Origin of the sequence: Pseudofrankia saprophytica (genome assembly GCF_000235425.2) — a bacterium.
GTDB lineage: Bacteria > Actinomycetota > Actinomycetes > Frankiales > Frankiaceae > Pseudofrankia > Pseudofrankia saprophytica.
The window spans coordinates 7,758,882-7,785,411 of record NZ_KI912266.1 but is presented as its reverse complement, the minus strand read 5'-3'; the positions used below and the strand labels follow the sequence as shown (position 1 = coordinate 7,785,411).

At 70.7% G+C, this 26,530-nt stretch carries 19 protein-coding genes; 13 read left to right on the top strand and 6 right to left on the bottom strand.

Annotation, left to right across the window (positions count from 1 at the left end; all coding sequences use genetic code 11):
• Positions 1 to 10: 10 nt before the first annotated feature.
• The 3 genes from FRCN3DRAFT_RS0232835 to FRCN3DRAFT_RS0232825 all read right to left on the bottom strand — a co-directional run bounded on the left by FRCN3DRAFT_RS0232835 (position 11) and on the right by FRCN3DRAFT_RS0232825 (position 4,286).
• Positions 11 to 1,399: an ABC transporter substrate-binding protein gene (locus tag FRCN3DRAFT_RS0232835; protein ID WP_007507911.1), complete on the bottom strand. Its 1,389-nt coding sequence runs from the start codon at positions 1,397 to 1,399 to the stop codon at positions 11 to 13.
• Positions 1,400 to 1,579: 180 nt separating this feature from the next.
• Positions 1,580 to 3,259, bottom strand: coding sequence for a benzoate-CoA ligase family protein (locus tag FRCN3DRAFT_RS0232830; protein ID WP_007507913.1), 1,680 nt, complete (start codon positions 3,257 to 3,259; stop codon positions 1,580 to 1,582).
• 157 nt (positions 3,260 to 3,416) lie between these two features.
• On the bottom strand, positions 3,417 to 4,286 hold the full coding sequence (locus FRCN3DRAFT_RS0232825; protein ID WP_051466439.1) for a PaaX family transcriptional regulator: 870 nt from the start codon (positions 4,284 to 4,286) through the stop codon (positions 3,417 to 3,419).
• Positions 4,287 to 4,448: 162 nt separating this feature from the next.
• On the opposite strand from FRCN3DRAFT_RS0232825, the gene boxC reads away from it, so the two are divergent.
• From boxC to FRCN3DRAFT_RS0232810, 3 genes are all read left to right on the top strand, one after another.
• Positions 4,449 to 6,164, top strand: a complete 1,716-nt coding sequence (boxC, locus tag FRCN3DRAFT_RS0232820) for a 2,3-epoxybenzoyl-CoA dihydrolase (protein WP_007507917.1) — start codon at positions 4,449 to 4,451, stop codon at positions 6,162 to 6,164.
• 2 nt (positions 6,165 to 6,166) lie between these two features.
• Entirely contained in the window at positions 6,167 to 7,642 is a 1,476-nt protein-coding gene (boxB, locus tag FRCN3DRAFT_RS0232815) for a benzoyl-CoA 2,3-epoxidase subunit BoxB (protein WP_007507919.1), read from the top strand.
• A 148-nt stretch (positions 7,643 to 7,790) separates the two neighbouring features.
• A complete protein-coding gene (locus FRCN3DRAFT_RS0232810; protein ID WP_232794334.1) occupies positions 7,791 to 9,302 on the top strand; it encodes a CocE/NonD family hydrolase in 1,512 nt (503 codons plus the stop codon).
• A gap of 178 nt (positions 9,303 to 9,480) precedes the next feature.
• Here the strand turns inward: FRCN3DRAFT_RS0232810 and FRCN3DRAFT_RS0232805 are convergent, their stop codons facing one another.
• Together FRCN3DRAFT_RS0232805 and FRCN3DRAFT_RS0232800 are read right to left on the bottom strand one after the other, a co-directional pair.
• Positions 9,481 to 10,443 carry a glutamate ABC transporter substrate-binding protein gene (locus tag FRCN3DRAFT_RS0232805; protein ID WP_157845283.1) on the bottom strand — a complete coding sequence of 321 codons (963 nt, stop codon included), beginning with the start codon at positions 10,441 to 10,443 and terminating at the stop codon, positions 9,481 to 9,483.
• A 251-nt stretch (positions 10,444 to 10,694) separates the two neighbouring features.
• Positions 10,695 to 11,441, bottom strand: a complete 747-nt coding sequence (locus FRCN3DRAFT_RS0232800; RefSeq protein ID WP_007507926.1) for an SAM-dependent methyltransferase — start codon at positions 11,439 to 11,441, stop codon at positions 10,695 to 10,697.
• Positions 11,442 to 11,787: 346 nt separating this feature from the next.
• Here FRCN3DRAFT_RS0232800 and FRCN3DRAFT_RS0232795 point away from each other — a divergent pair, with 346 nt between their 5' ends.
• The 10 genes from FRCN3DRAFT_RS0232795 (at position 11,788) to FRCN3DRAFT_RS0232750 (ending at position 25,017) form a co-directional block, all read left to right on the top strand.
• Positions 11,788 to 14,004: a protein kinase domain-containing protein gene (locus FRCN3DRAFT_RS0232795; protein WP_007507928.1), complete on the top strand. Its 2,217-nt coding sequence runs from the start codon at positions 11,788 to 11,790 to the stop codon at positions 14,002 to 14,004.
• Positions 14,005 to 14,076: 72 nt separating this feature from the next.
• Positions 14,077 to 15,228 carry a hypothetical protein gene (locus FRCN3DRAFT_RS0232790; protein ID WP_007507930.1) on the top strand — a complete coding sequence of 384 codons (1,152 nt, stop codon included), beginning with the start codon at positions 14,077 to 14,079 and terminating at the stop codon, positions 15,226 to 15,228.
• A gap of 150 nt (positions 15,229 to 15,378) precedes the next feature.
• Positions 15,379 to 16,665, top strand: a complete 1,287-nt coding sequence (locus FRCN3DRAFT_RS0232785; protein ID WP_007507932.1) for a hypothetical protein — start codon at positions 15,379 to 15,381, stop codon at positions 16,663 to 16,665.
• Positions 16,666 to 16,866: 201 nt separating this feature from the next.
• Positions 16,867 to 17,274, top strand: a complete 408-nt coding sequence (locus tag FRCN3DRAFT_RS0232780; protein WP_007507934.1) for a VOC family protein — start codon at positions 16,867 to 16,869, stop codon at positions 17,272 to 17,274.
• Between the two features lie 513 nt (positions 17,275 to 17,787).
• Positions 17,788 to 19,038 carry an ABC transporter substrate-binding protein gene (locus FRCN3DRAFT_RS0232775; protein ID WP_027141147.1) on the top strand — a complete coding sequence of 417 codons (1,251 nt, stop codon included), beginning with the start codon at positions 17,788 to 17,790 and terminating at the stop codon, positions 19,036 to 19,038.
• A gap of 29 nt (positions 19,039 to 19,067) precedes the next feature.
• Positions 19,068 to 19,994 carry a carbohydrate ABC transporter permease gene (locus tag FRCN3DRAFT_RS0232770; RefSeq protein ID WP_035930523.1) on the top strand — a complete coding sequence of 309 codons (927 nt, stop codon included), beginning with the start codon at positions 19,068 to 19,070 and terminating at the stop codon, positions 19,992 to 19,994.
• Positions 19,994 to 20,902, top strand: coding sequence for a carbohydrate ABC transporter permease (locus tag FRCN3DRAFT_RS0232765; RefSeq protein WP_007507940.1), 909 nt, complete (start codon positions 19,994 to 19,996; stop codon positions 20,900 to 20,902). The genes FRCN3DRAFT_RS0232770 and FRCN3DRAFT_RS0232765 overlap by 1 nt, the downstream gene beginning before the upstream one ends.
• Positions 20,903 to 20,910: 8 nt before the next feature.
• A complete protein-coding gene (locus FRCN3DRAFT_RS0232760; RefSeq protein ID WP_007507942.1) occupies positions 20,911 to 22,107 on the top strand; it encodes an ABC transporter ATP-binding protein in 1,197 nt (398 codons plus the stop codon).
• 274 nt (positions 22,108 to 22,381) lie between these two features.
• Positions 22,382 to 22,840 (top strand): hypothetical protein, encoded by a 459-nt coding sequence (locus FRCN3DRAFT_RS47330; RefSeq protein WP_007507944.1) that lies wholly within the window; start codon positions 22,382 to 22,384, stop codon positions 22,838 to 22,840.
• On the top strand, positions 22,837 to 25,017 hold the full coding sequence (locus FRCN3DRAFT_RS0232750) for a carbon starvation CstA family protein (protein ID WP_007507946.1): 2,181 nt from the start codon (positions 22,837 to 22,839) through the stop codon (positions 25,015 to 25,017). The genes FRCN3DRAFT_RS47330 and FRCN3DRAFT_RS0232750 overlap by 4 nt, the downstream gene beginning before the upstream one ends.
• A gap of 451 nt (positions 25,018 to 25,468) precedes the next feature.
• On the opposite strand, the gene FRCN3DRAFT_RS0232745 is transcribed toward FRCN3DRAFT_RS0232750, so the two are convergent.
• Positions 25,469 to 26,473: an NADP-dependent oxidoreductase gene (locus FRCN3DRAFT_RS0232745; protein ID WP_007507948.1), complete on the bottom strand. Its 1,005-nt coding sequence runs from the start codon at positions 26,471 to 26,473 to the stop codon at positions 25,469 to 25,471.
• Positions 26,474 to 26,530 lie beyond the last annotated feature (57 nt).

Below are 26,530 nucleotides of genomic sequence, written 5' to 3'. Positions count from 1 at the left end.
ACAGAGCCCCTCAGCCTCCGATGGGAGAGGAACCGACCGCCTTATAGTCAGTGGGCTGGCCCTTGGCGTTCAGGGTGGTGATCAGCCCGCCGCGGACGCAGATCGCCGGCGCTGTCGGGCTGGCCTTGCCGTTGCAGCGGAACCGCAAGCCGCCCGCGCCCGGCAGCTCCTTCTCCGGCATCGCCTTGATTGCAGCGACGATGGCCTCCGGGGTGATGTCTCTCCCTGAGATCCCCTCGGTCGCCGCCTGGAAGCCGGCGAGCGCGATGAACATGCTCACCCCGCCGGCCGAGCTGGTGTCGATGCCGTTGCCGTAGGTTTCCACGACGGCGTTGTAAAGGCGTGTCGACGGGTTGTCCGTTCCGATCGGCGTCGCGGCGGCGACGGCTATCCCCTCGAGCATGTCCGCCGGCACCGCCCGGCGGGTCGCGTCGGTGATGCACTGCGCGATAGCGGTGATCTTGCCGTTGAATCCGATCGCCCGCAGACCGTTCAACGCGCTGATGCAGAACGCGTCGTTCCCCACGATCTGCACGACTCCGGGGTCGCTGGCGGCCAGGCTCTGCAGCTGGGGCGTCATGTCGGGGGTGCCCGGGGGAACCCGGACGACCTTGAGGCCGATGCCGGCTTCCTCGAATATCGGCGGCGCGATCGTGTCATAGAGACTCAGCGCGGCCGGCACGTCGATCACGATCGCCGTCACCTTGGTGGCGCCGGAGTCCTTCGCGAGCTGGATGGGCAGGCTCACCCGGCCGAACAGCGGATCACCCAGGGTGAAGGTCGACTCGGTGTCGGCCAGCAGCGTCGAGCTGCTCGCGCCGAAGAGCATCACCGGCATCTTCGCGTCGTGCAGCGTCCTCCAGACGTCATCCATCGCTGTCAGCTCGGGCAGGACGACGGCGACGACGTTCTCCTGGATCATGCGGTTCGCGCAGTCGATGCTCTTGCTCGGGTCCGCCTGGGCCTCACACGTGACCAGTTGAATAGGCCGGCCGGCGATGCCAGAGCGGTGCTCGTTCAGGTACTTGATGGTGGCGTCGGCCACGTGGAACTGGATGGACACGTCCCCGAAGGGGGTCTTGCCGTCCGAGATTGTTCCGATCCGGACCGGGGTCCCCTGGGCCGGGGCCGCCGGCCCGAGCACCCCGGCCGTGCTCGGGGCGCTGTCCGCTGGCGGGTTCTCGTCGCTGTTGTCGCCACCGCTCCCACATCCGGCAGTCAGGAACAGGCTCGCGGCCAGGGCGGATAAGGCGGTCAGGCGCAGGCCCGCCCGCCGATACCGCGCCCGCACGGAAGGCAGCCCGTCGAGGAGGTTCCTCGCATGCTGCCCGCGCATCGTCCATCTCGTCGCCGGGGGCGTCGCGACGATGGAGATCTCAGGACCGGATCGGTGGGTCATCGTGTGCTCCCAGGTGGGATGAGGAACGACGGTGTTGTCGACGGCAGTGCCTTCGCCGGGCGACAGCTACTGCGACGGCAGGCACGTCGCGCTGTCAGCTGTCAGCTGTCAGCTGTCGGCCAGCGCGCCCGTAGTTCGACTGGAAAGCGGCCCGCGGGACGCTCATGGAACGTCGCCGGGTCAGTTGGCGGTGGTGAGCGGGGACGGCTCGGCGGGCGTGGTGGGCTCGTCCGGGTTGGTCATCAGGGTGGTGGCCAGATGGCGGACCTGGGAGCGGGCGATCTTGCCGGTGCCGGTGAGGGGGAGCTCAGGGAGGACGAACACGCGGCGGGGGCGCTTGAATGCGGCGAGTCCTTCGCGGCAGAAGGCGACGAGGTCGGCCTCGCCGACCTGCTCGCCGGGGGCCGGGACGACGCAGGCGACCGGGGTCTCCAGGCCGTCGTGGTCGGTGACCGCGACGACGACGGCCTGCGCGACCGCGGGGTGGGCCCGTAGCCGTTCCTCGACCTCGCCGGGGGAGACCCAGATGCCGCCCGCCTTCAGGACGTCGCCGGTGCGGCCGAGGCAGGTGTAGTAGCCGTCCTCGTCCTCGACATATATGTCGCCGGTTCGGGTCCACGGGCCCTCGAACACCTGGCGGGAGATGTCGGCGCGGCACCAGTAGCCGCTGGCCGCCGAGCGGCCGCGGACCATCAGCTGGCCGGGCTCGCCGGGCGTGACGTGGCGGCCGTCGCTGTCGACGAGGCGCAGGTCGTAGCCGGCGACGGGCGTTCCGGTGGTGCCGGGCCGGACACGGCCGGGGCGGTTGGACAGGAAGATGTGCAGCATCTCGGTGGAGCCGATGCCGTCGAGGACCTCGATGCCGAAGCGCCGCTGGAAGCGGCGCAGCAGGTCGGCGGGGCAGGCCTCGCCGGCGCTCACCGCGAGGCGGACGCTGGCGAAGGTGTCGGCGGGCAGGTCGGCGGCGAGGAGCGCGGCGTAGAACGTCGGGCCAGCGAAGAACAGCGTCGGCCGGTGCTCGGTGACGACCCGGGCGACGGCCGTCGGGTTCGGCCGCGCGTGGGCGAGGACGGTCGTCGCCCCGGCAGCGAACGGGAAGGTCAGGCTGTTGCCCAGGCCGTAGGCGAAGAAGACCTTGGCGACGGAGAAGGTGACGTCGTCGGGCCGGATGTCGAGCACATCGGTGGCGTAGGTGTCGACGGTGTCGCGCAGCGACCCGTGGCGGTGCATCGCCGCTTTCGGCGTGCCGGTGGTGCCGGACGTGTAGAGCCAGAACCCGGGGCTGTCGTAGCGCGTGTCGGCGAGCGGCACCCGCTCACCGCTGCCCGCGGCGAGGAACTTCTCGAAGGTCGACGCCGCGGCCGCGCCGGGCGCGGCGGCGGCTGGCGCGCCGCCGGCGACGACCAGGCGGACCGGCGGGGTGGCCGCGCCCGAGAGGTCGGCCACGGCCGCGTGCGCGGTGGCGGCGAACTCCGCGCTGACCACGAGGAGCCGGGCGAGGCTGTCGGCGAGGATGGTCGCGAGGTCCTTGCCGGTGAGCATCGTGCTGACGGGCACCGGGACCGCGCCGATGCGCAGCCCGGCCAGGAACAGCGCCACCAGCTCCGGCCCGTCCGCCATGCACAGGACGAAGCGCTCCTCGCGGCGCAGGCCGGCGGCGACGAGCCCGGCCCCGCACTGGGCGACCAGGGCGTCGAGGTCGCCGTAGCTGAGTTCCCGCGCGCGGCCGGCGGCGTCGACGGCGATGACGGCCCGTCTCGCCGGATCGTCGGCGGCGCGCCGGCGTAACAGCCAGTCGTAGGCGTTGAACCCCGCGGTCCCGGCGAGAGCGGACTGGCCTGGTGAGGACGTCGTGGTCATGCGCTGGCCTCCTGCGTCGCTCCTTGGCAAGGGCGACGGGGCGTCCGGACGATGGCGGCTCAAAGGATAGGGCAGCCGGCGGAAAAGAACTACAGGTAAACGGATCAAATTCCGATGTGTGTAGCAGGTTGTGGCCACCAGGGACAACCCGCCGCGATCACTCGGCGGCGAGCGCGCGCCAGCCGGTCCAGGCAAGGCCGGCCCAGGCGGCGTGCCGGCGGTGGAACAGGTCGGCCGCCACCTCGCCGCTCCACTCGACCGGCAGGAACTGGCGCGGCAGGCCGGGGTCACGTAGCGGGAAGCGGCGCCACTCCTGGACCAGCCGGACCTGGTAGGCGAGCGTCTGGCCGGGCCCGTCCGGCTCGAGCGACGTAACGGCGCGCAGGAACTCGTCGTAGTCGTGCGCGAGCTCCTCGAGGTCCCAGGCCTGGCGGACCATCGCGTCGGGCGCCCCGACCGCGCCGGAGCGGGCCCGGAAGGACAGCGCGGCGTCGCCCAGCCCCAGGTCGGCCAGCGCCCGCGCCGCCTCCTCCTCCCGCTCGGGCCGCGGCGAGATCCACAGGCCGCCCGGCAGTTGCCCGAAGCCGGCCCAGGCCAGCCGGGTACGCAGCTTCTGGCGCAGGGCGCGCCCCCCCTCGGGCACGTCCACCGACAGCAGCAGCCACGTCCCGTCCCACTGGCGTACCGAGGCCGCGAAGGAGTAGATCCGCCGGGTGCCGTCGGCCAGCAGCCGCTCTCCCGCGGGTGTCAGGCTCCAACGCGCCCGCCGGCCGTGGCGGTCGGCGACGATCCAGCCGTCGCCGGCCAGGCGCATGAGCGCCTGACGGGCCGCCTTCTCCTCGACCCCCAGCTCGCCGAGCAGCCGGACGAGCGTCGACGTCCACACGGGGGCGTCCTGCGGCAGCACGAACTCGCCGAGCACGGTCAGCAGCAGGCTGCGGGCGCTGGCCGTGCCGACCTCGCGGCGCCGGGTGATCTCCGTGGGCGCCACGCGGCCGTCCAGCGAGGTCATCTCGTCACCTCCCATGGCCGGCTCGTTCCTCTGGGCGTCCCATCGTGCCAGGTACCGCCCCAGTTCCAGCGCCGCCGGCGAGGGCGCGGGCCGTGACCGGGCTCTTGCGCCCGCCCGATGACTGGCTACACAATCGGTGCATCATGCGCACAGTTGTGTAGCAAACTGGGAGGCCGGATGACCGTGACCGACGCGGCGACCCCGTCCGCGGAGCTTGCGGGCCCCGTGGCGGTGTCGTTCGACACCGAGCCCGGCCGGTACCGCCACTGGCGGCTGTCGGTCGACGGGCCGGTCGCGACGCTGGCCCTGAACGTCGACCCGGACGGCGGGATCGTGCCCGGCTACGAGCTGAAGATGAACAGCTACGACCTGGGCGTCGACATCGAGCTGTACGACGCGACCCAGCGGCTTCGTTTCGAGCACCCCGGGGTCAAGGTCGTCGTCGTCACCAGCGGCAAGGAGCGGATGTTCTGCGCCGGCGCGAACATCCGGATGCTCGCCCAGTCGTCGCACCCCTGGAAGGTGAACTTCTGCAAGTTCACCAACGAGACCCGTAACGGCATGGAGGACGCGACCGCGCACTCGGGTCAGACCTATCTCGCCGCACTGAACGGCACGGCGGCTGGCGGCGGCTACGAGCTCGCGCTGGCGTGCGAGCAGATCCTGCTCGTCGACGACGGCTCGTCGGCGGTCTCGCTGCCCGAGGTCCCGCTGCTCGGGGTGCTGCCCGGCACCGGCGGGCTGACCCGGATGGTCGACAAGCGGGCCGTGCGCCGCGACCTCGCCGACGTCTTCGCGACCACCGCCGAGGGGGTGCGCGGCGCCCGCGCCGTCGCCTGGGGCCTCGTCGACGAGGCGGTGCCTCCGGGTGGGTTCGGCGCGGCGCTCGCTGCCCGCGTCGAGGCCGCCGTCGCCCGCTCGCCCCGGCCGGATGCCGCGGCCGGGATCCGGCTCACGCCGCTGCGCCGCGCCGTCGACGGGGACACGACCAGCTACGACCACCTGCGGGTCGTCGTCGACCGGGCGTCGTCGACGGCGTACCTGACCGTCCTCGGGCCGGGCACCGGGCCGGCGGCGACCCCGGCCTCGCTCGAGGACGTGCACACCCAGGGCGCCGGCTGCTGGCCGCTGGCCGTCGCCCGCGCGTTGGACGACGCGGTCCTGCGGCTGCGGGTCAACGAGCTGTCCGTCGGCACCTGGGTGCTGCGCACCGAGGGCGACCCGGCGGCGGTCGCCGCCGTCGACGAGCTGCTGCTCGCGCACCGCGACGACTGGCTCGTCAACGAGGTCATCCAGTTCTGGAAGCGGACACTTCGCCGCCTGGACGCCAGCTCGCGCAGCCTGATCGCGCTGGTCGAGCCGGGTAGTTGCTTCGTCGGAAGCCTGCTGGAGCTCGCGCTGGCGGCCGACCGGCAGTACATGCTCGACGGCGAGTTCACCGAGGATGACGACCCGGCACCCGCCGCTGTCCTCCGGCTTGACGGCTTCAACGCCGGGCCGCTGCCGACGTCGGCCGGCGTCAGCCGGCTGGCCGTCCGGTTCCGGGGCGACCCGGCCGCGCTCGAGGGCGCGCTCGCCACGGCGGGCACGGACCTGGCTGCCGCCGAGGCGGCGCGGGCCGGTCTCGTGACGGCGACGCCAGACGACCTCGACTGGGACGACGAGATCCGCCTGGTGCTCTCCGAACGCGCCAGCTTCTCCCCAGACGCGCTCACGGGCCTGGAGGCCAACCTGCGGTTCGCCGGCCCGGAGACCTTCGAAACCAAGATCTTCGGCAGGCTGTCCGCCTGGCAGAACTGGATCTTCCAGCGGCCGAACGCCGCCGGCCCGAACGGCGCCCTGGGGCGCTATGGCACCGGCCGCCGCGCCGACTACGACAGGAAGCGGGTCTGATCGTGACCACTCCCGACGCGGCCGTGGCCGTCGGTGCCGCGCCGGCGCCCGCCGGGCCGCTCAGCCCGGTCGACTACACGCAGCGCATCCCGAACAACGTCAACCTCGCCGGCGACCGCCGCCTGCGGCGGGCGCTGGAAAGCTGGCAGCCGGCGTTTCTCGACTGGTGGCGCCGGCTCGGGCCCGCGCTGCCCACCCGGGACGTCTACCTGCGCACCGCCGTCGCCGTCGGCCGGGACGGCTGGGCGCACTTCGACCACGTGCCGATGGAGCAGTACCGCTGGGGTATTTTCCTGGCCGAGAGCGACCCCGACAAGAAAATCGGCTTCGGGATGCACAAGGGTGAGCCGGTCTGGAACGAGGTTCCCGGCGAGTACCGCTCGGATCTGCGCCGGCTCATCGTCGTGCAGGGGGACACCGAGCCGGCCTCCGTCGAGCAGCAGCGCCACCTGGGGGCGACCGCGCCCAGCCTCTACGACCTGCGCAACCTGCTGCAGGTCAACGTCGAGGAGGGCCGCCACCTGTGGGCGATGGTCTACCTGCTGCACGCCTACTTCGGCCGGGACGGCCGGGAGGAGGCCGAGGCGCTGCTGAGCCGCAACTCCGGTGACTCCGACCGGCCGCGCATCCTCGGCGCGTTCAACGAGGCGACGCCCGACTGGCTGGCGTTCTTCATGTTCACCTACTTCACCGACCGCGACGGCAAGTACCAGCTCGGCACGCTGAAGGAAAGCGCCTTCGACCCGCTCGCCCGCACCTGCGAGTTCATGCTCAGGGAAGAGGCCCACCACATGTTCGTCGGCATCACCGGCGTACAGCGCGTGGTGGAGCGGACCGCTGAGCTGATGCGGGCGCACGGCACCGACGACCTGTGGAGGCACGGCGGCATCCCGCTGTCCGTCATCCAGAAGTACATCAACTTCCACTACTCGGTGTCGCTGGACCTGTTCGGCTCGGAGACGTCGTCGAACGTGGCGTCCTACTTCACCACCGGGCTCAAGGGCCGCTGGCTGGAGACCCGCCGCCGCGACGACCACGTGCTCACCGAGGCCATCCTTGAGGTGCCGGAGGTCCGCGACGGCGCGTTCACCACGCGCACCGTGCCGATGCTCACCGGCTTGAACCTGGACCTGCGTAATGAATACGCGGCCGACTGCGCCACCGGCGTGCGGCGCTGGAACGCGGCGCTCGCGGACGCCGGCGTCGACGTTCGGCTGACGCTGCCGCACATTGGCTTCAACCGCGCCGTCGGCGCGTTTGTCGGCCACCGGATCTCGCCGGACGGCGAGATCCTCGACGAGGCGGCCTGGCACGCCCGGCTCGGCGACTGGCTGCCGACGGCCGACGACATGGCACAGGTGTCCGGGCTCATGGGGCCCATCTTCGATCCCGGCCAGTTCGCCAGCTGGCTTACGCCCCCGAAGCATGGGATCAACAACACGCCCGTCGAGTTCGACTACGTCCGATTCCCCGCGTGACCGCGCCCGCGAAAGGGAAAAACGGCCCACCACCACGCATGACCTGGAGCAGCCAGTGAACCTGAGCAGTCGTCTCATTCAGCGCCAGTTGAAGCTTCCCCCGCCGTCTACCCGGGACCTGGTCGTTCAGCGGGATCTTCGGGTGTCGATGCCGGACGGGGTCGAACTGCTGGCGGACCGGTGGGCACCGCGTGCTGGGGGCGAGTCCTTACCCATCGCTCTGCTGCGCTCGCCCTACGGCCGGCGGGGAATAGTCGGCTCGGCCATGGCCAGGCCGCTGGCCGAACGCGGGTTTCAGGTGCTGATCCAGAGCGTGCGGGGCACGTTCGGTTCCGGCGGCGTGTTCGACCCGTTACGGCAGGAGCGGGATGACGGCCTGGCGACGCTGGACTGGCTGGTCAAGCAGCCCTGGTTCGCCGGCTCGATCGTGCTCTTCGGCGCAAGCTACCTCGGTTACGTGCAGTGGGCGGTGGCCGACCGTCTCCCGCCCGAGGTCAAGGCGATGATCACGCTGATGACCGAGTCCGCCCTGACGCTGGAATTCCTGCGGAAGGACGGAATGTCGTTGGAGACGCCGTTCAACTGGGGTGTCATGGTCGCCGGCCAGGAACGCCGGTGGGCGATCGTCCGGCAGCTTCTCGGGGCGAGAATGGTTCGCCGCGCGCTGTCCACGGTTCCGCTCGCCGACGCCGACATCGCCGCCCTCGGCCACCGGTCGGACTACCTCCAGGACATCCTCGCCCATGACCCGGACGCGCCTCGGTGGGCCGGGATCGACCACCGGCACCGGCTGGCCGACGCGACCGTTCCGGTCTGCTCGGTCGGCGGCTGGTTCGACATCTTCCTGCCCGGCCAGCTTCGTGACTTCCAGATCCTGCAGGCGGCCGGCCGGCCGGCCCAGTTGACGGTCGGTCCCTGGGTACACGTGGCCCGCGACGGCACGCCGCTGCGGGAGGCCATCACGTTCGGCCTCGCCCATGCGCGCGGCGAGCAGTCCCCGGACCGCGCACCGGTGCGCCTGTACGTGATGGGCGAAGGTGCCTGGCGCGACTTCGACTCCTGGCCGCCGAAGGGCTACTCACCACGGCGATACCACCTCCAGCCTGGCGGCGCACTGTCGACCGAGCCCTCCGGTGAATCGGCGGCGGACACCTACCGCTACGACCCAGCCGATCCGACCCCAGCGGTCGGCGGGGTGCGCATGACCCGCGACAGCGGGTCCGTTGACAACAGGGCGCTGGAGGCCCGCCCGGACGTGCTCACCTACACCACTGCGCCGCTCGACGAGGACGTCGAGGTCATCGGAGAGGTCAGCGCCGAGATCTGGTTCCGCTCCAGCCTCGCGTACGCGGACGTCTTCGTCCGCCTCTGTGACGTCGACCCCCGCGGCCGCTCCCACAACCTCTGCGACGGTCTGGCCAGCCTGACCGTCGCCAGTCAGATCTCCTGTGCGTCAGTACGGCTGTGGCCGACGGCGTACCGGTTCAAGCGCGGCCACCGCATCCGGGTCCAGGTCTCCAGCGGCGCCTTCCCCCGCTACGCCCGCAACCCCGGAACCGGCGAACCCCACGCCACCGCCACCGCGCTGCGCGCCGCCGATCAATCTGTGTACCACGACCCGGCCCACCCCTCGGCGGTGATCCTGCCCATCCGAAACTGATCTCCAGCATCGGATTCCGGGTGGCCAGCGGGAGTTTCACCCGCCGGCCCCCACAGAGTCGGGTAGGCCGCCGGCGAGGTGCCCTGATCAGGTCCTTTTCCGTCGGCCCCCCGAACCACGACCCGGTACCGCATGCCGCCCTCGTGCGGCAGCGCGGACACGACCGTGCCCTCGGCCGTCAGTCCCGGTAACGGGTGGCCGGCGGCACCGGCGCCGGGCGGTGCAGTTCGGCCAGCAGCCGCTGGTTGTAGATGCTGGTCCACGTGCCGTCCCGCGTGGCCGCCGCGAGCACGCCGTTGACGAACCGGGTGAGATCCGGGTGCGCCTTGCTTATGGCGGCGGCCACCGGCACGTCGTCGGGCCCCTGGCCGACGATTTCGGTCTCCGGGTCCTGCGCGGCCATTCCGGCCAGCACGATCTCGTCGTTCACCGCGGCGTCGACGGAGCCGTTCTGCAACGCCACCAGGCATTCGGCGGCGTTGGCGACCGGTACGGGGACGGGGTGCGACGGCGCGTCGACGACCCGCTGGATCGACGTGGTGCCGCTGGCCGCGCAGACCCGGTGTCCGCCGAGGTCGTCCAGCCCGCGGAAACCCGACCCGCGCTGGACGATGACCGCCTTGGCGGTGAGGTAGTAGACGGACGAGAAGTCCACCTGAGCCAGCCGGCCGCAGGTGACGGTGATCGTCGCGGTGGTCAGGTCGAGCTCCCCCTTCTGCACCAGGGAGATCCGCTCGGCCGCGGTCAGCGCGCGGAACCTCACGTGCTTGTCCACGTCCACCGGGCCGAAGATGGCCGCCGCGACCAGCTTCGCGATGTCGATCTCGAAGCCTTCGAACTGATTGGTGTCGAGATTGAGCGAGTCGAATGGCGGCGTGTCCAGCCGCACCCCGACCGTCAGATATCCGCGCTTGGCGATCGTCTCGAGATAGGAACCGGGCGGCATCGCGCCAGGGCTCGGAAGGACGGCCGGTGGCCGCAGGCTGGCGGTCGGGTCCCCGCACCCCGGCGACGCGGTGGACGGTCCGGGGACCGCGAGCACCGGCGCGCTCGGCGCCGCCATCGGTCGGGCGACGTCCGGCACCGGGTTCGACACGGTGCCGCAGGCGGCCAGCGCGGTAACGACGAACAACGCCAGCACGGCCACCACGATGGCCCGGGTGTCGGGCCTGGCCCGCGAACACACCCCCGGAGTCCGGCTGCCGCCCCGCCATGCCGGCACCGGCCGCCGCCGAGGGCGGCGCCCGGTTCTAACCGTGACCGCTGCCACGTCGGAGATCGTAATTGTCCGTCCAGACGCCGGTGCGCAGATGTCGGCTGGCGGTCACGGCGCAACGGCCCCGGGTGCCGGCCGTGCGGGACGGTGTCCCGCACGGCCGGCGATGGGGTGGGTCAGCGGCGGGCGAGGAGGAGCAGGCGAGGAGAGCCCAGCTCGTACGGGGCGCCGTCCGGGCCGGCGTGCCGGCCGGTCACGGTGAAGCCGCCCGCTCGCAGGAATCCGGTCAGCTGACCGCTGGTGTAGATGTGGTGCACTGCCGTCGCGTCGAGGACCTGGCTGCCGCGGCGGAAGGTGTACTGGCTGAGCAGCCGGCTCTCAGCCAGGTCGTACTCGGTGCGTGTCTCGACCTCGATGTCACCGGTCCGCATGACGTCCCGCTCGCCGGTGAAGCCCGGTAGGACCGACTCCGCCGTGGCGCTGAAGTCGATGACGAGCCCGCCGCCGGGGCGCACGGCACCGGCGAGCGCGGCGACGAACTCCGCGGTGCCGGCCGGATCGAGGTATCCGAAGCTGTTGCCCAGGCACACGGCCGCGTCGAACGCGCCGGTCCGTGGAACGTTGCGCATGTCGTCGACGGTGAAATCGACGTCGAGCCCGGCGGCGGCGGCCGCCGCGCGGGCGTGTGTGACCGCCTCCGTCGAGATGTCGACGCCGCTTACCCGGTGGCCCCGGGCGGCGAGCAGCAGGCTGTGCCGGCCGCTGCCGCACGGTGCGTCGAGAATCCGCGAGCCGGGAGCCAGCCCGAGCTCGGACACGATGAAGTCGACGTCGGCGACGGTCCAGGCGGGGGCGGCGGCCCGGCGCCAGAACTCGTTCGGCAGTTCGGTGAAGAAGGTTCGGTACCAGTCTGGATCGGACAACGCTGGTGCTCCGTTCGAGGTGTGCATGATCACGGGGTCGTTGCGAAGACGGAACCCGGGCACACCGAAGGAAGCCGGTGACCCGGGTATCAACCCGGGGCAGGCATGGCGTCCTCCACGGTCACGGTCGGGGCGTACCCCGACGAACTGTGAAAGACATTACCCCGGCGAGGGGGCGCGTTCGACCCTGGCGAGGGGTCGCGTTCGCGACGGTCTCGGCGACCAGGGCACCGTTTCCGCGCGGCGCATGCCGACGACGGTGACTGGGTAACGTGCGTGTTGTCCGTTGTGCCGTTGGGTAAGTGAACCGTAAATCCCAAGAAGATCGCTGAAAGCGGGTCAAGCGATGCCGACCACCGGTGCCCCCGACGGACAGGGCACGGAAGGGTATCTGGGCGGTCGGTACCGGCTGGGCAGAGTGATCGGTGGCGGCGGTGGCGGCACCGTCCACGAGGGTGAGGACGTTCTGCTGCGCCGCCCGGTGGCGATCAAGGAGGTTCGGCTACCGCCCATGGGGTCGGCGGCCGAACTCGACCTCGCCGAACAGCGGGTGATGCGCGAGGCACGCGCCGCGGCTCGACTGCGGCATCCGGGGCTGGTGGCGGTCTACGACGTGCTCAAGGCGGACAGGCGTTCCTGGATCGTCATGGAGTACATCGACGGCGTCTCGCTGTCCCAGCTCATCGCGGACTCCGGACGACTGGCACCTGAGCGGGTCGCCCGTATCGGCATCAGCCTGACCTACGCGCTCGAGGCCGCTCACAACGCCGGCATCATCCACCGTGATGTCAAGCCAGGCAACGTCCTGGTCACCGCCGACGGCCAGTCACGCCTGACCGACTTCGGCATCGCGGTCAGTCACGGCGAAACAACTCTGACGAACGCGGGAACGCTGATCGGTTCGCCGGCCTACATCGCCCCGGAACGTGTCCGCGGTGCGCGGGCCGTGAACGCCAGCGACGTCTGGGGGCTGGGAGCGACCCTGTTCACCGCCGTCGAAGGCGCGCCCCCGTTCGAGGGCAAGGGGGCGCTGGCGACCCTGACCGCCGTCGTGGAGAACCGCAGGCGCCCGTTCACCCACGCGGGCTTCCTACGCGGCGTCATCGATCACATGCTGGACGCCGACCCCGACAGGCGGCCGTCGCTCGCGCAGATCCGCGGTCATCTTCACGAGGTCCTGGACGGCGCGGCGTCCGCCGCGGGCGGGCGGCGCAGACACACCAGACGGGCCGCGCTCGCTCGGCGCCCCTCCCGTCCCCGCGAGGCCGACCGGTCCGACCCGTGGTTGGAGATCCTCGCCGACAGCCACCGTCCGGGGCAGCCGAATGGCGCCGGACCGGACCTGGCGGCCGACAGTGCAGCGGACCATGGAGCGAACGTCGACAGCGCCGGCCCGGCGAACGTGGCTGGCACGGTCAACATGGTCGACGCGGCCAGCGCGGACGAACCGGAGGCTGACGCCACCGCCGAGCCGAACGCGGTTGCCGAGCCGAACGCCGTTGCTGAACCGAACGTGCCCGCGGTGCCCGCCGAGCCCGACGCGACCGCCGAATCCGACGCCGTCGCCGAGCCCGGCGACCTCGCCGGACATGGCGCGGGCACCGATGCCGACGCGGGCGTCGAACCCGACCAGGGCACCGATCCCGCCGACGCCGAGCCGGGTGACGCCGAACCTGACCACGCCGAACCCGACCACGCCGAACCCGACCACGCCGAACCGGACGACGCCGAACCGGACGACGCCGAACGAGACGACGCTGGCGCCGTCCCGGTACCCCTTGATGGAAGGCGAAACGGCTCGCGCCGACGGGCGTCAGTGATCGCGGCGGCGGTGCTGGCGGCGCTCCTGGCGGTGGGGACCACCGTGGGCCTGGCGCTCGCCGACGACGGCACCGCCACGCCCACCGCGGCCCCGCCATCGCAGAGACCGGTGTCTTCCTCGTCCGGCCCGATCGCATCCTCGACGCCGACGCCGACACCGGCGACACCGAGCTCGTCACTCCCGCCTTCGAGCGCGGGCGGCTCCGCGGCCTCAGGCGACCCACGGACGAACGCGGCGCCGGCGCAGGACTACGACACCAGCCTCGGCGCACTCATTCCGACCAGTACCACCCCGGCGCGGCCGCCGGAGGGCTACACCACGCGTTCCGGAGGATCCGGCTGGTCGGTCGCGGTGCCGAGCGAGTGGTCGACCTCCCCGCGCGGCGCCGACCGAACCGTCTTCGCCCCCGCGAGCGGCTATCCGGAGCTGTTGGTCGAGGCCCAGGCCACGGCCGGACCGTCCGCCATCGGCGCCTGGCGGTCACTGGAAGGAAGCGTCCGGGCGCAGTCACCGGGCTATCGGCTCCTGTCCATCCGCCCGGCCGACGGCGGGAACGGCGCGAGCGCCGCCATCTGGGAGTTCACCTTCAACTCGGGTGGGCGCACCATCCACGTCCTGGATCTCGGTGTCGTCCGCAACGGCCACGGATACGCGCTGCGCTGGCGGATGCCGCAGACCGACTGGGACGGCCAGCAGGCCCTGATGTGGCGGATCTTTGCCACCTTCCGCCCCGGGCCGTGACGGCGCCGTCCGAGCCGGCTGAAATTTGGAACCGAAGCTCGCGACAGCGCGTCGAAGGCGGGGGAGGCCGCCATGAGAATTCGTCCGATCCGCGTGCCGCGTCCGCGTTCCGTGGTCCAGCGCCTCGCCGCCGCCCGGCACGGCGGGCCTCGGGCTCTGCTCTGGATGGTGGGGCTACCGGTCGCCATCGTGCTGATCGTCGGCGGCACGGTGTTCGCGGTTGGGCGGGCGGACGGCGGCGAGACCGCCCGGTCCGAGCGCCCACCATCCCCACAGGAGATGGCACGACCGGATCCGGGATGGCGGTTCGAGTCGTTCCTCGACATGGTTGTGCAGGTCCCGGCCTCCTGGGGGTATGCGCGGGCGCCCGGCGCCGACTGGTGCGCCTACAGAGGACAACCGGCCTCCTTTCCCGAGCAGCCGTACGTCGATACCAGAGGCGGCGACGTGTTCGAGCTGTTGATCGGTTGCGTTTCCGGCGGCGAGAACCTGGATCTGCACGGCGGCGGGGTGCCTCGCGAACACTGGGCCCCGCACGTCTGGTTCGCCGCCACCCCCGCGGCGGGTGGCGTCGACGAGACGCCGGACGGGCGGGTGAGCGCCGACGGCTGGACCCGCGTCGTTCGCACGGTTGGCTCGGCGAAGGTGTTCGTCCTGGCGGACGACGCGCACCTCGACGATGCTGGGCGGATCATCGGCTCGGCCCGCCAGGCCACTGTCGACCACTACGGCTGCGACGTCAGCTCGCCGATCCAGGCCGGCCGGTTCGCCCGCCCGCCCGCACCGTTCGACGTGGCTCTGCTGGACACCGTGGACACCATCGCGGTCTGCCAGTACGACCTGCACCGCCCGGCGGGAAGCCCCGGGCTCCAGGCCTCCCACCAGTTCCGCGGGGCCGGCGCGGCGGCGCTGCTCGCGGCGATCCGGGCCGCGCCGGTCGGCGGTGGACCGGACGCGCCGGAGACCTGCGTGCGGGACATGTGGGGCGACACCGGGATAGTGCTGCGCCTGGCCGCGGGCGGGCTGACAAGGGATGCGTATGTCTATTACGACTGGTGCTTCGGCAACGGTATCGATGACGGAACCGCCATCCGATCTCTGACCGTCGGCGACTGTGTCCCGCTCTGGTCGGGACGCGTCGTGCACTGGGGCGGCAGCAGCGCGCCCTTCGAGGTCTGCCATCCCCTCGGAGATCCGCCATCCCCGCGGCCGCGCGCCTCGTGAGTCCTCGAAAACACCATCCGCCCGCTACCCAGGCCGCTTACGACACGAGAGCGTCGGCGCCCACCGGCCGAGGGCCGAAAATCTAGGGTAGGGTATCTGTTGATCGAAGTAGCCTTCGAGAAGTCCCGTTCGCCGGACTAGCGTGCGCGCATGGCAACGAAGGCAGGCAGGTCGCGGACGCCGCCCTGGCCGGTCGTCGTCCTGGTCTGCCTGCTGGTCGGCTGCGTCGGTGCCTGCGGTTCAGGCGGCGCCACCGCGGACCCGGCGGTCACCTTCTCCGCCGGCGTGACGGCCGCTCCGACGGCTCTCGCGGCGCAGGCCGCGGCCCCGAGCCCTCCGCTGGTCTCGTCGTCCACTCAGGTCTCGTCGCCCCCCGCGGCTGACCCGTCCGGCCGGCCGGGTCCCGGCGGGCCGGTGGCCGGAAATCCGGCCACCGGAAACGGAAACGCCGCCGTCGGAAACCTCGCCGTCGGAAATCCCGGCGGGACGGCGGCCGTCCCGGCCGAGGCGGCCGCGGTCGACACCTCGCACCCGACCCGGGTGGTCGGCAACGGAACGCGGGCCAGCTGTACCTCCGACGCGGTGGTGGCCGCCGTCGCCGCCGGAGGAGTCATCACCTTCGCCTGCGGTCCCGCTCCGGTCACCATCACCATGACCGCGACGGCCAAGGTGGTGAACGCGGCCAGCCCACGGGTCGTCCTCGACGGCGGAGGCCTGGTCACCCTGAGCGGCGGCGGTCGGCACCGCATTCTCTACATGAACACGTGCGACCAGGCCCAGGGGTGGACCACCTCGCACTGCGACGACCAGGATCTCCCGAGCCTGACCGTGCAGAACCTGACGTTCGCCGATGGCAATTCGACCGGCGACCACGTGGAGGGCGGCGGCGGTGGGGCGATCTTCGTTCGTGGCGGGCAGTTCAGGATCGTGCGTTCCGCGTTCGTCGACAACCGGTGCGACCAGACGGGCCCCGACCTCGGCGGCGCGGCGGTCCGGGTGCTGGACCAGTTCCAGGACCGCCCGGTCTACGTGGTCGCCAGCACCTTCGTCGGCGGGTCCTGCTCCAACGGCGGCGCGCTGAGCAGCATCGGCGTCTCGTGGACCGTCCTGAACAGCGTGTTTCGCGACAACGAGGCCATCGGGTCCGGCGCGAACCCGGCTCGCGGCGGCACGCCGGGTGGCGGCAGCGGCGGAGCGATCTACACCGACGGCAACCTGTTCCGCGTCCTGATCGCGGGCAGCGTCGTCGAGGGCAACCGCGCGGCCGAGGGCGGCGGAGCGGTTTTCTTCGTCAGCAACGACCGCACCGGAACTCTCACGATCGAGAAGTCGACGCTGCGGAACAACCCAAGTGAGGGTTTCGAGACTCGCGGCTACCGGGGCATCTTCTTCCTCGGCTCGGGCAGCCCGTCGGTCACCGAGTCCACCCTCGGCTGACGCCACGACAGCGCGTCCCGCGCCCGCCGTCGCCATCGGCGGCCCGCCCGCCGTCCATCGCCCGACCCCGCGGTCGCACCGTCGCGTCGCCGACGGAGTTGAGCTGAAGGTGACTTGAGGTTTTAGCGTCATACTGAGATCCGGTGTGAAGCGAGCACGCAGACGCTATCGAGACCGGTACAGACCGAATCGAGGACACAGATGCCGATCACAACCGGGTTCAACCACGTCGCCACAATGACGCCTGACATGGACAGGATCGTGAAGTTCTATGTCGACGCCTTCGGGGCCGAGGTGACGTTTGAGATGGCGGCGCGGGACGACCATCCGCGCATGGTGATCCTCGATCTTGGTGGGGGTGCCGCGCTCAACGTCTTCGAGGCGCCGGCTGACGACATCCTCGGGGACAGGCGCCGCGCGGGCGGCCGGGGCCCGATCGACCATTTCGCCCTGGCGGTCGACTCCCTGGAGACCCTCGAAACCACCCGCGACAGGCTGCGCGAGCTGGGCGCCGACACCGGGGAGATCCAGCGGCTCGGGTCCGAGTGGTCACTGTTCTTCCGCGACCTGGACGGGATGGAGCTGGAGGTCTGCTGCCACGGCGGCTGACTCATCCCGCCGGCCGGAGCTGAGTCCTCTCGACCGGAAACGGCCAGCCGTGGCGGCATTCCAGACCCGACCGCCGGGACTGCTTGTGCCATCCGATTTCGCCATCCGACGCCGACGCCGACGCCGACACCGACGTGCGGCCGTCCCGGGGCGGCGGGGATCCGCCGGCCCGGGACGGCCGTGGCTGTGCGGTACACCTAGCGCTACCAGAGGAACACTGTTAGAAATAGTCCCGTGACGCCGGGTTTACACGTTCATGCGCCTGGGAATGGCGGAGCCACCGTCGGCCACCTGGCCGGTGGATGCACGATCCGGGACGACGTGGCCCGGTTGTCGGTGGCATGGACGGACACCATCCGGCCATGAACGCCTCCGCCCGCGCGTCGCCCCTGGTAATGCGACGTGGGGTGGTGAGCACGGCCCATGAGAATTCGACAATCCCGTCGGCCCCGTGGACCTCGTCGACCTGGCCGGCGTTTCGGCGCCCGTCAGGGCCGGTCTACGGCGGCCGTCGTGGGAGCGCTGGTGCTGGCCGCCGGGGCCGCGCTGGCCGGTTGCGGGGATTCCGGCGACGGGAGCGGCGGTAAAGGCCCGGTTCGGCTGACCTGGTACGTGTACAACGAGTCGTCCGGTTCGTTCGCGAAGGCGGCGGCGGACTGCTCGGCCGCGTCGAACGGCCGGTACACCATCAGCACCAACGTGCTGCCGAACGACTCGGACGGGCAGCGCCAACAGCTGGTGCGGCGGCTCGCCGCCGAGGACTCCTCGATGGACATCCTCACGCTGGACGTGACCTGGACCGCCGAGTTCGCCGAGGCCGGCTGGATCGTGCCGTTCCCGGCCACCGAGGCGGGGCGGCTCACCGACGGGATGCTGCCGGTCGCGGTCCAGACCGGTACCTGGGACAACCAGCTTTACGCCGTGCCCCTGAACACCAACGCCCAGCTCCTCTGGTATCGCAAGGACCTGGTGCCGAACCCGCCGAAGACCTGGGACGAGATGCTGGCGGACGCGAAGCAGCTCGCGGCGGAAGGCAAACCGGACTACGTCGAGGTGCAGGGCGCCCAGTACGAGGGCTACACGGTCCTGTTCAACTCGCTGGTGGCCTCCGCCGGCGGCCAGATCCTCAATGACGACGGCACCAAGGTCGTGCTCGGCGCGCCGGCGGAAAAGGCGGTCGAGGCGATCCGGGCCCTCGCGCACTCGCCGGCCGCCGACCCGTCCTGGTCGAACCAGAAGGAGGACGACAACCGCCTCGCGTTCGAGACCGGGACGGCCGCCTTCCAGCTGAACTACCCGTTCATCTATCCGTCTGCGCGGCAGAACAACCCGAAGCTCGCGGAGCAGATCGGCTGGACGCAGTGGCCCTCGCTCGTCGCCGGTCAGCCCTCGCACACCACGGTGGGCGGCTACAACCTGGCGATCGGCGCCCACAGCCGGCACGGCGCCGAGGCGACCGCGGCCATCGAGTGCATGACCGGGCGGGACAACCAGATCCGCGACGCGGTCGACGGCGGCCTGCCGCCGACGATCGAAGATCTGTACACCGACCAGAAGTTCATCGATGGTGGCTACCCGTTCGCGGCGGCTATCTACCAGGCGCTGAAGAACGCCAGCGTCCGGCCGCAGACGCCGGCCTACCAGAGTGTGTCGCTGCAGATCGCGCACACCTTGTCACCACCGTCGGCCGCGAGCCTCGGCCGGCTCGGCGACCTGCGCGGCGCGATCTCCGACGCCATCGAGTCGAAGGGACTGGTGCCGTGACTGTGAGCGGAGCGGAAGCGACCACGAACGTGACAGAGGCACCGGGCGACCCGGCACCGGCGAAACCGCGGAAGGCGCCGCTCTCGGCGGGGGCGCGGGCGGAGCGGCGGCTCGGCTGGGCGCTGTGCGCACCTGCGGTCATCGTCATTCTCGCGGTGACGGCCTACCCGATCGGCTACGCGATCTACCTGTCGCTGCGGCGCTATGACCTGCGGTTCCCGGACGACTCGAAGTTCGTGGGGCTGGCGAACTACTGGACCGTGCTCTCGTCGTCGCTGTGGTGGCAGGCGCTCGCGGTGACCGTCATCATCACGGTCATCTCGGTGGCCATCCAGTTCGTGCTCGGCCTGGCGCTCGCGCTGACCATGCACCGGGCGCTCGTCGGTCGCGGGCTGATCCGCACGGTGATCCTCATCCCGTACGGGATCGTGACCGTCGTCGCCGCGTTCGGCTGGCGGTACGCGTGGACGCCGGACACCGGCTACCTCTCCGGCCTTTTCGGCGACGCCACCCCACTGAGCTCGCAGGTCTGGGGCATCGCGGTGATCATCCTGGCCGAGGTGTGGAAGACGACGCCGTTCATGGCGCTGCTGCTGCTCGCCGGCCTGGCGCTGGTCCCGGAGGAGCTGCTGCGGGCGGCGAAGATGGACGGAGCCAGCGCCTGGCAGCGGCTGACCCGGATAATGCTGCCGCTGATGAAGCCGGCGATTCTCGTCGCGCTGCTGTTCCGGGTGCTGGACGCGTTCCGCATCTTCGACAGCATCTATGTGCTGACCGGCGGGTCCTATGACACCCGGTCGGTCTCGATCCTCGGCTACGACAACCTGTTCACGGCGCTGAACCTGGGCGTCGGGTCGTCCTTGTCGGTGCTCATCTTCCTCGTCGTGGCGCTCCTCGCATTCGTTTTCGTCAAGGGGTTCGGCGCAGCCGCGCCCGGTGGGGAGGACCGTCGCTGATGGCCACCATTGCCTCTGCTCCCGCCGGGGCCGGCGGTACCGCCGGCACCTCCGGCGCCGCCGTGCGCGGCCGCCGGCCGTCCGGGCAGCGCTCAGCGCTCGTCGGCTGGTCGGCCGCGAACCTCGTCATCATCGGGGTATCGCTGGTGCCGCTGCTGTGGCTGCTGTCGTTGTCCTTCAAGACGCCCGCCAGTATCACCGACGGCAGCTTCGTCCCGCATCACTGGACCCTGGAGAACTACCGGGGGATCTTCCGTGAGTCGCTGTTCACCCGGGCGCTGCTGAACAGCCTCGGAATCGCGATCATCTCCACCGTGCTCGCGGTGGTGCTCGGGTCGATGGCCGCCTACGCGATCGCCCGGCTCGACTTCCCGGGCAAGCGGCTGCTCGTCGGGCTGGCCCTGCTGATCGCCATGTTCCCGCAGATCTCCCTGGTCAGCCCGCTGTTCAACCTCTGGCGCCAGATCGGCATCTTCGACACCTGGATCGGGCTCATCATCCCGTACCTGACGTTCTCGCTGCCGCTGGCCATCTACACGTTGTCGGCGTTCTTCCGGGAGATCCCGTGGGACCTGGAGAAGGCCGCTCAGGTCGACGGCGCCACCCCGCTGCAGGCATTCCTGCGGGTCATCGCCCCGCTGGCCGCGCCGGGCATGGTGACCACCGCGATCCTGGTGTTCATCTTCTGCTGGAACGACTTCCTGTTCGCCATCTCGCTGACGTCGACGGAGCGGTCGCGGACGGTCCCCGCCGCCATCGCGTTCTTCACCGGGGCGTCGCAGTTCGCCCAGCCGATCGGCTCGATCGCGGCGGCGGCGGTCGTCATCACCATCCCGATCATCATCTTCGTGCTGCTGTTCCAACGTCGGATCGTCGCCGGGCTGACGTCCGGCGCGGTGAAGGGGTAGGCCCGGCCATGGCGGACATCGTTCTCGACCACGTCACCAAGCGGTACCCGGACGGCCAGCTCGCGGTGGACGACGCGAGCCTCTCCATCGCCGACGGCGAGTTCGTCATCCTGGTCGGCCCGTCCGGCTGCGGGAAGTCGACCACCCTGAACATGATCGCCGGCCTGGAGGACATCACCTCCGGCGAGCTGCGGATCGGTGGCAAGGTGGTCAACGACCTGGCGCCCAAGGACCGCGACATCGCCATGGTGTTCCAGAGCTACGCGTTGTACCCGCACATGTCGGTGCGCAAGAACATGGGCTTCGCGCTGGCGCTGGCGAAGAGGCCGAAGGAGGAGATCGACCGGAAGGTCGAGGAGGCGGCCCGGGTGCTCGACCTCACCGAGCACCTTGACCGCAAGCCGGCGCAGCTTTCCGGCGGGCAGCGGCAGCGGGTCGCGATGGGCCGGGCGATCGTCCGCTCCCCGAAGGCGTTCCTGATGGACGAGCCGCTGTCCAACCTGGACGCCAAGCTGCGGGTGCAGATGCGCACCGAGGTGTCCCGGCTCCAGAACCAGCTCGGCACCACGACGGTGTACGTCACCCACGACCAGACCGAGGCGATGACGCTCGGCGACCGGGTGGCGGTGCTGCGGTCCGGGCGGATCCAGCAGGTCGGCACGCCGACCGAGCTCTACGGCCGGCCGGCGACGGTCTTCGTGGCAGGTTTCATCGGCTCGCCGGCGATGAACTTCGTGCCGGCGACCGTCGAGGAGGGCGAGCTGCGCACCCCGTTCGGGAACATCGCCCCGGACGACCGGCAGCGGCGGCTGCTGGAAGCCTGGAACGGCGGCGCCGCCGGCGATCGGTCGCTGATCGTCGGAGCGCGGCCCGAGCACTTCGAGGACGCCGCGCTGGAGCAGGTGACCGACCGCCCGGGGCTGCGGTTCACGGCCACGGTGGACGTGCTGGAACGGCTCGGCTCGGACAGCTTCGCCTACTTCACGGTGACCGGCGGACGGGCCCGGATCGCCGACCTCGAGGAGCTGGCCCACGACGCCGGCACCGTCGACCTCTCCAGCGGGGCGGAACAGATCGTCGCCCGGCTCGACGCGGCCAGCCGGGTCCACGAGGGCCAGCAGGCCGAGCTCTGGCTGGACACCCACCAGCTGCACCTGTTCGATCCCGACACTGGCCGCAACCTGGACACTCCGGCCACGGACTAACGATTCACCGGCGCCTCTCTTTCCCGCGGACCCCCACAAGCGGGGACAAGTCTCCCGGCGACGTCACCGTCGCGAACAGGAATTCACCGATCGGATGGCCAGCCCGCTATAAACAGGGCGACCGCGCGATCACGGGAGACTGTATGGCCCACGGCGAAAATCACGGAGACAGGCCGGAACGGGGCGTTTTGGATGCTTCGACCGCGCGCCGGGCGCTGGTGACGGTCGCCGGAGGGCGGCTGCACGACCAGGTCCCGGCGCGGGGAAGCACTCGATGATTCGGCTCACCGAGCGGGCGTGCGCCGCGCTGCGCGACGGCGAGGTGATCGTGTTCGACTGGGCCGCGCTCGGGCTGTGCTGTGGCTGCACCGGTCAGCCATGGCTGCGCACGGCGCCACGGGCCGTCGCGCTCAAATATCGCGGCTTTCGTTCACTCGATGCGGATCCGGTCGGAAGTTCCATGGCTCACCCGCTCGCCTATCCGTGGCTGCTGGGCAGGGATGTCGCGGTTGATTGCCGGTTCCGTCTCGGATTTCGGCGCTTCAGCTGCGATCTACCCCAGGACATCGGGCTCACGGAGCTGTTCGGCCGGGCTGCCGCGGGCTCGGTCTCCGCGGGCTCGGTCTCCGCGGGTCCGGTGCCCGCGGGCTCGGTCTCCGCGGGTCCGGTGCCCGCGGGCTCGGTCTCCGCGGGTCCGGTCCGCGAGGGCTCGGTCATCGGGGGCGATGCATGACCGCCCACCTCGGCACGGCCGACGCTGGCCGCGCCTCCGGCGGCGGTGCGGCCCGTCGGCTCCGGTCGATCATCATCTGGACCGCGGTGTCGGTGACCGGTGCGATCGGCTGGGCCGTGCTCGCGCTTTCCCGGGACGAGTCTGTCTCCGCGGCCTGGATACTGGTAGCGGGCCTCGGATCGTTCGCGATCGCTTTCCGGTTCTACGCGCGGTTCCTGGCGAACAGGGTGCTGCGCGTCGACGACAGCCGGGCGACGCCGGCCGAGCGCCTCGACAACGGCGTCGACTACCAGCCGACCGACCGGCGAGTCCTGTTCGGTCACCACTTCGCCGCCATCGCCGGGGCCGGGCCTCTCGTTGGTCCGGTGCTCGCGGCACAGATGGGCTACCTGCCCGGCACGATCTGGATCGTCGTCGGCGTGATCTTCGCCGGCGCGGTGCAGGACATGGTCACGCTGTTCTTCTCGATGCGGCGGGATGGCAAGAGTCTTGGCCAGATGGCCCGCGATGAGATCGGCCCGGTGGGCGGGACGGCGGCGCTGCTCGCGGTCTTCACCATTATGATCATTCTGCTGGCGGTGCTCGCTCTCGTCGTGGTGAGCGCTCTCGCGCACTCCCCGTGGGGCACGTTCTCGATCGCGATGACGATCCCGATCGCGCTGTTCATGGGCGTCTACGTGCGGCTGGTGCGGCCCGGGCGGGTGGGCGAAGCCACCGCCCTCGGCGTCGCGGCACTGTTCGCGGCCATCGTCGGCGGCCGGTGGGTCCAGGAGTCCGGGCTCGCCTCCGCCTTCACGCTCAGCCCGAAGACACTGGTCGCCTGCCTGGTCGGCTATGGCTTGGTCGCCTCGGTACTGCCGGTGTGGCTGCTGCTCGCGCCGCGCGACTACCTCTCCACATTCATGAAGATCGGCACCATCGGCCTGCTCGCCGTGGGGGTTCTCGTCGAGCTCCCGGCGCTCCAGGCGGACGCGATCAGCCCCTTCGCGACCAGGGGCAACGGACCGGTCTTCGCCGGCAGCCTGTTTCCGTTCCTCTTCATCACCATCGCCTGCGGTGCTCTGTCCGGATTCCACTCGCTCGTCGCGTCCGGAACCACACCGAAGATGCTCCAGAAGGAGTCGCAGGTCCGGCTGGTCGGCTACGGGGCGATGCTGACCGAGTCCTTCGTCGCGCTGATGGCGCTGATCGCCGCGGCGGTACTCAGCCCGGGCCTCTACTACGCCATGAATGCGCCCGCCGGGGTCGTCGGGACGACGGCGGCATCGGCCTCGACCGCGGTCGCCCACCTTGGATTCACCGTCACGCCGGACGCGCTCGACTCCGCGGCCCGGGCGGTGGGCGAATCGACGCTGGTTGCCCGGACCGGAGGGGCGCCAACGCTCGCCGTCGGCATGTCCCACCTCCTCTCCGGCGCCTTCGGCAACGGGCTTGCCGCGTTCTGGTATCACTTCGCGATCATGTTCGAGGCGCTGTTCATCCTGACGACGGTGGACGCCGGCACCCGGGTCGGCCGATTCATGCTGCAGGACACGCTCGGGAACGTCTGGAAACCGATCGGACGGGTGAGCTGGTGGCCCGGGGTCTGGCTGAGCAGCGCCCTGGTGGTCGGTGCGTGGGGCTACTTCCTCTGGGCTGGGGTGACCGACCCGCTCGGTGGCATCAACCAGCTTTTCCCGCTGTTCGGCCTGGCCAACCAGCTGCTCGCGGCGATCGCGTTGACGGTGGCCACCACCCTGCTCATCAAGAGCGGGCGGGCGCGATGGGCCTGGGTGACCGGCATTCCGCTCGCCTGGGATGTCGCGGTCACGTTCACCGCGAGCTGGCAGAAGGTCTTCTCGGACGATCCCAGGCTCGGCTTCTTCGCCCAGCGCGACCGCTACGCCGCCGCCCTCGACGACGGCAGGATTCTGGGGCCCGCCAAGACCGTCGACGACATGCACAGGATCGTGCAGAACTCGACGGTGGACGGGATCCTGGCGATGACGTTCGCCCTGCTGGTCCTCGTCGTACTCGTCGACGCGACCCGGGTCTGCGTGCGGGTGGCGCGCGGCCGCGTGCCGGTACCCACCACCGAGGCGGAGCATGTGGCCTCGCGGATCGTCGTGCCCGCGGGACGGTTCGCGGGCGAGACCGCGAACCAGCCGCTCGCGCACGCGGACGACATTTCTGTTTGACGTGCACCGCCGTTCGACGTGCGGCGTCGCGCTGCGGAACCCCGGCCCAAACCGGACAGGGGAGAAGGCGGAACAATGCGGCGGGAGGGCGGTCGAAGCGGTCCGTGGCCACCAGCGATGGACACGTGTCGGCCACGACGCAGCTGGCGCCGACGACAGGTCCGGCTCGTCCTCGGCCGAGAGCGCGGCTGGAAGAACATGCATCACGGATGCTCGTCCTGCCAAGGATGCGGCCACCAGGGCTTCCGTCAGGACAGCGGTCCGCTGGTCTTTTCACCTGGAATCTTCCGGTCGGTGACGCGTCGTTCCCACACCCTGTGGTACCTGACGGCGTGGGAGTCTGTCGTCGTACTCATTCGTCGTCCCTACCGGGGAAGGGATGCACAACGACCGCCGAACCAGACGAAGATCCCGCACCCCAAATCCAGACGATCAACGACCTGGCAAAACCCTATGGAAGGTGGACGAGTGTCTTGCCGGTATTAGCGCCGCGCATCATGGACAGGAAGGCTTCGACGGTTTTATCGATGCCCTCGACGATGGTCTCTTCGGTGCGCAGCGAGCCGTCTTGCAACCAGTCGGTGGCCTGTTGGATGTAGTCGGTGGCGATGTTGTAGTGGTCGCCGACGTTCATGCCGCGCAGGGTGATGCGTTTGCCGATGGCGAGCGGCAGGTTGCTCGGGCCGGGTGGGGGTTCGGTGCTGTTGTAGATGGAGATCGCACCGCACAGGGCGATGCGCCCGTGCAGGTTCATCGCGCCGAGCGCGGCTTGGAGGTGGTCGCCGCCGACGTTGTCGAAGTAGACGTCGATGCCTTCGGGTGCGGCCTTGGTGAGCTGGCCGGGTAGGTCGCCTGCCCGGTAGTCGAGCCCGATGTCGTAGCCGAAGTCCTCGACGAGGCGCCGGGCCTTGCCGGGGCCGCCGGCCGAGCCGATGACCTTGGCGGCGCCAAGGCGCTTGGCGATCTGGCCCGCGACTGACCCGACCGCACCCGCGGCGGCGGAGACGAAGACGACGTCGCCTCGTCGGACCGGGGCGATGTGGGTGAGGCCGGCGTAGGCGGTGAGCCCGGTCATACCGAGCGCGCCGAGGTAGGCCTGGGCGGGGGCGAGGCGGGTATCGAGCACCTCGACGGCGGCGGGGAGCAGGGCGTACTCGCGCCAGCCCAGGAAGTGCAACACGGTTGACCCGACCGGCACGTTGTCGGCTCCGGAGGCGACAACGGTCCCGACCGCATGACCGGTCATTGCCTCGCCGAGCTCGAACTGTGGGATGTAGGACTCACCTTCGTCCATGCGCCCGCGCATGTACGGGTCGACGGACAGCCAGTCGTTGCGGACGAGGATGTGACCCGGTCCGGGGTCGGCGACCGTGGTGGTGACGGACACGAAGTCGGTCGGTTTGGGTTCGCCGATCGGGCGGGCGGCGAGTTGCCAGGCACGGCTGGAAACCGGCATGGGAGACCTCCTGGGTCGCACGGGGAGAAAGACTGCATGGGCGAAAGGGAGAGGGCG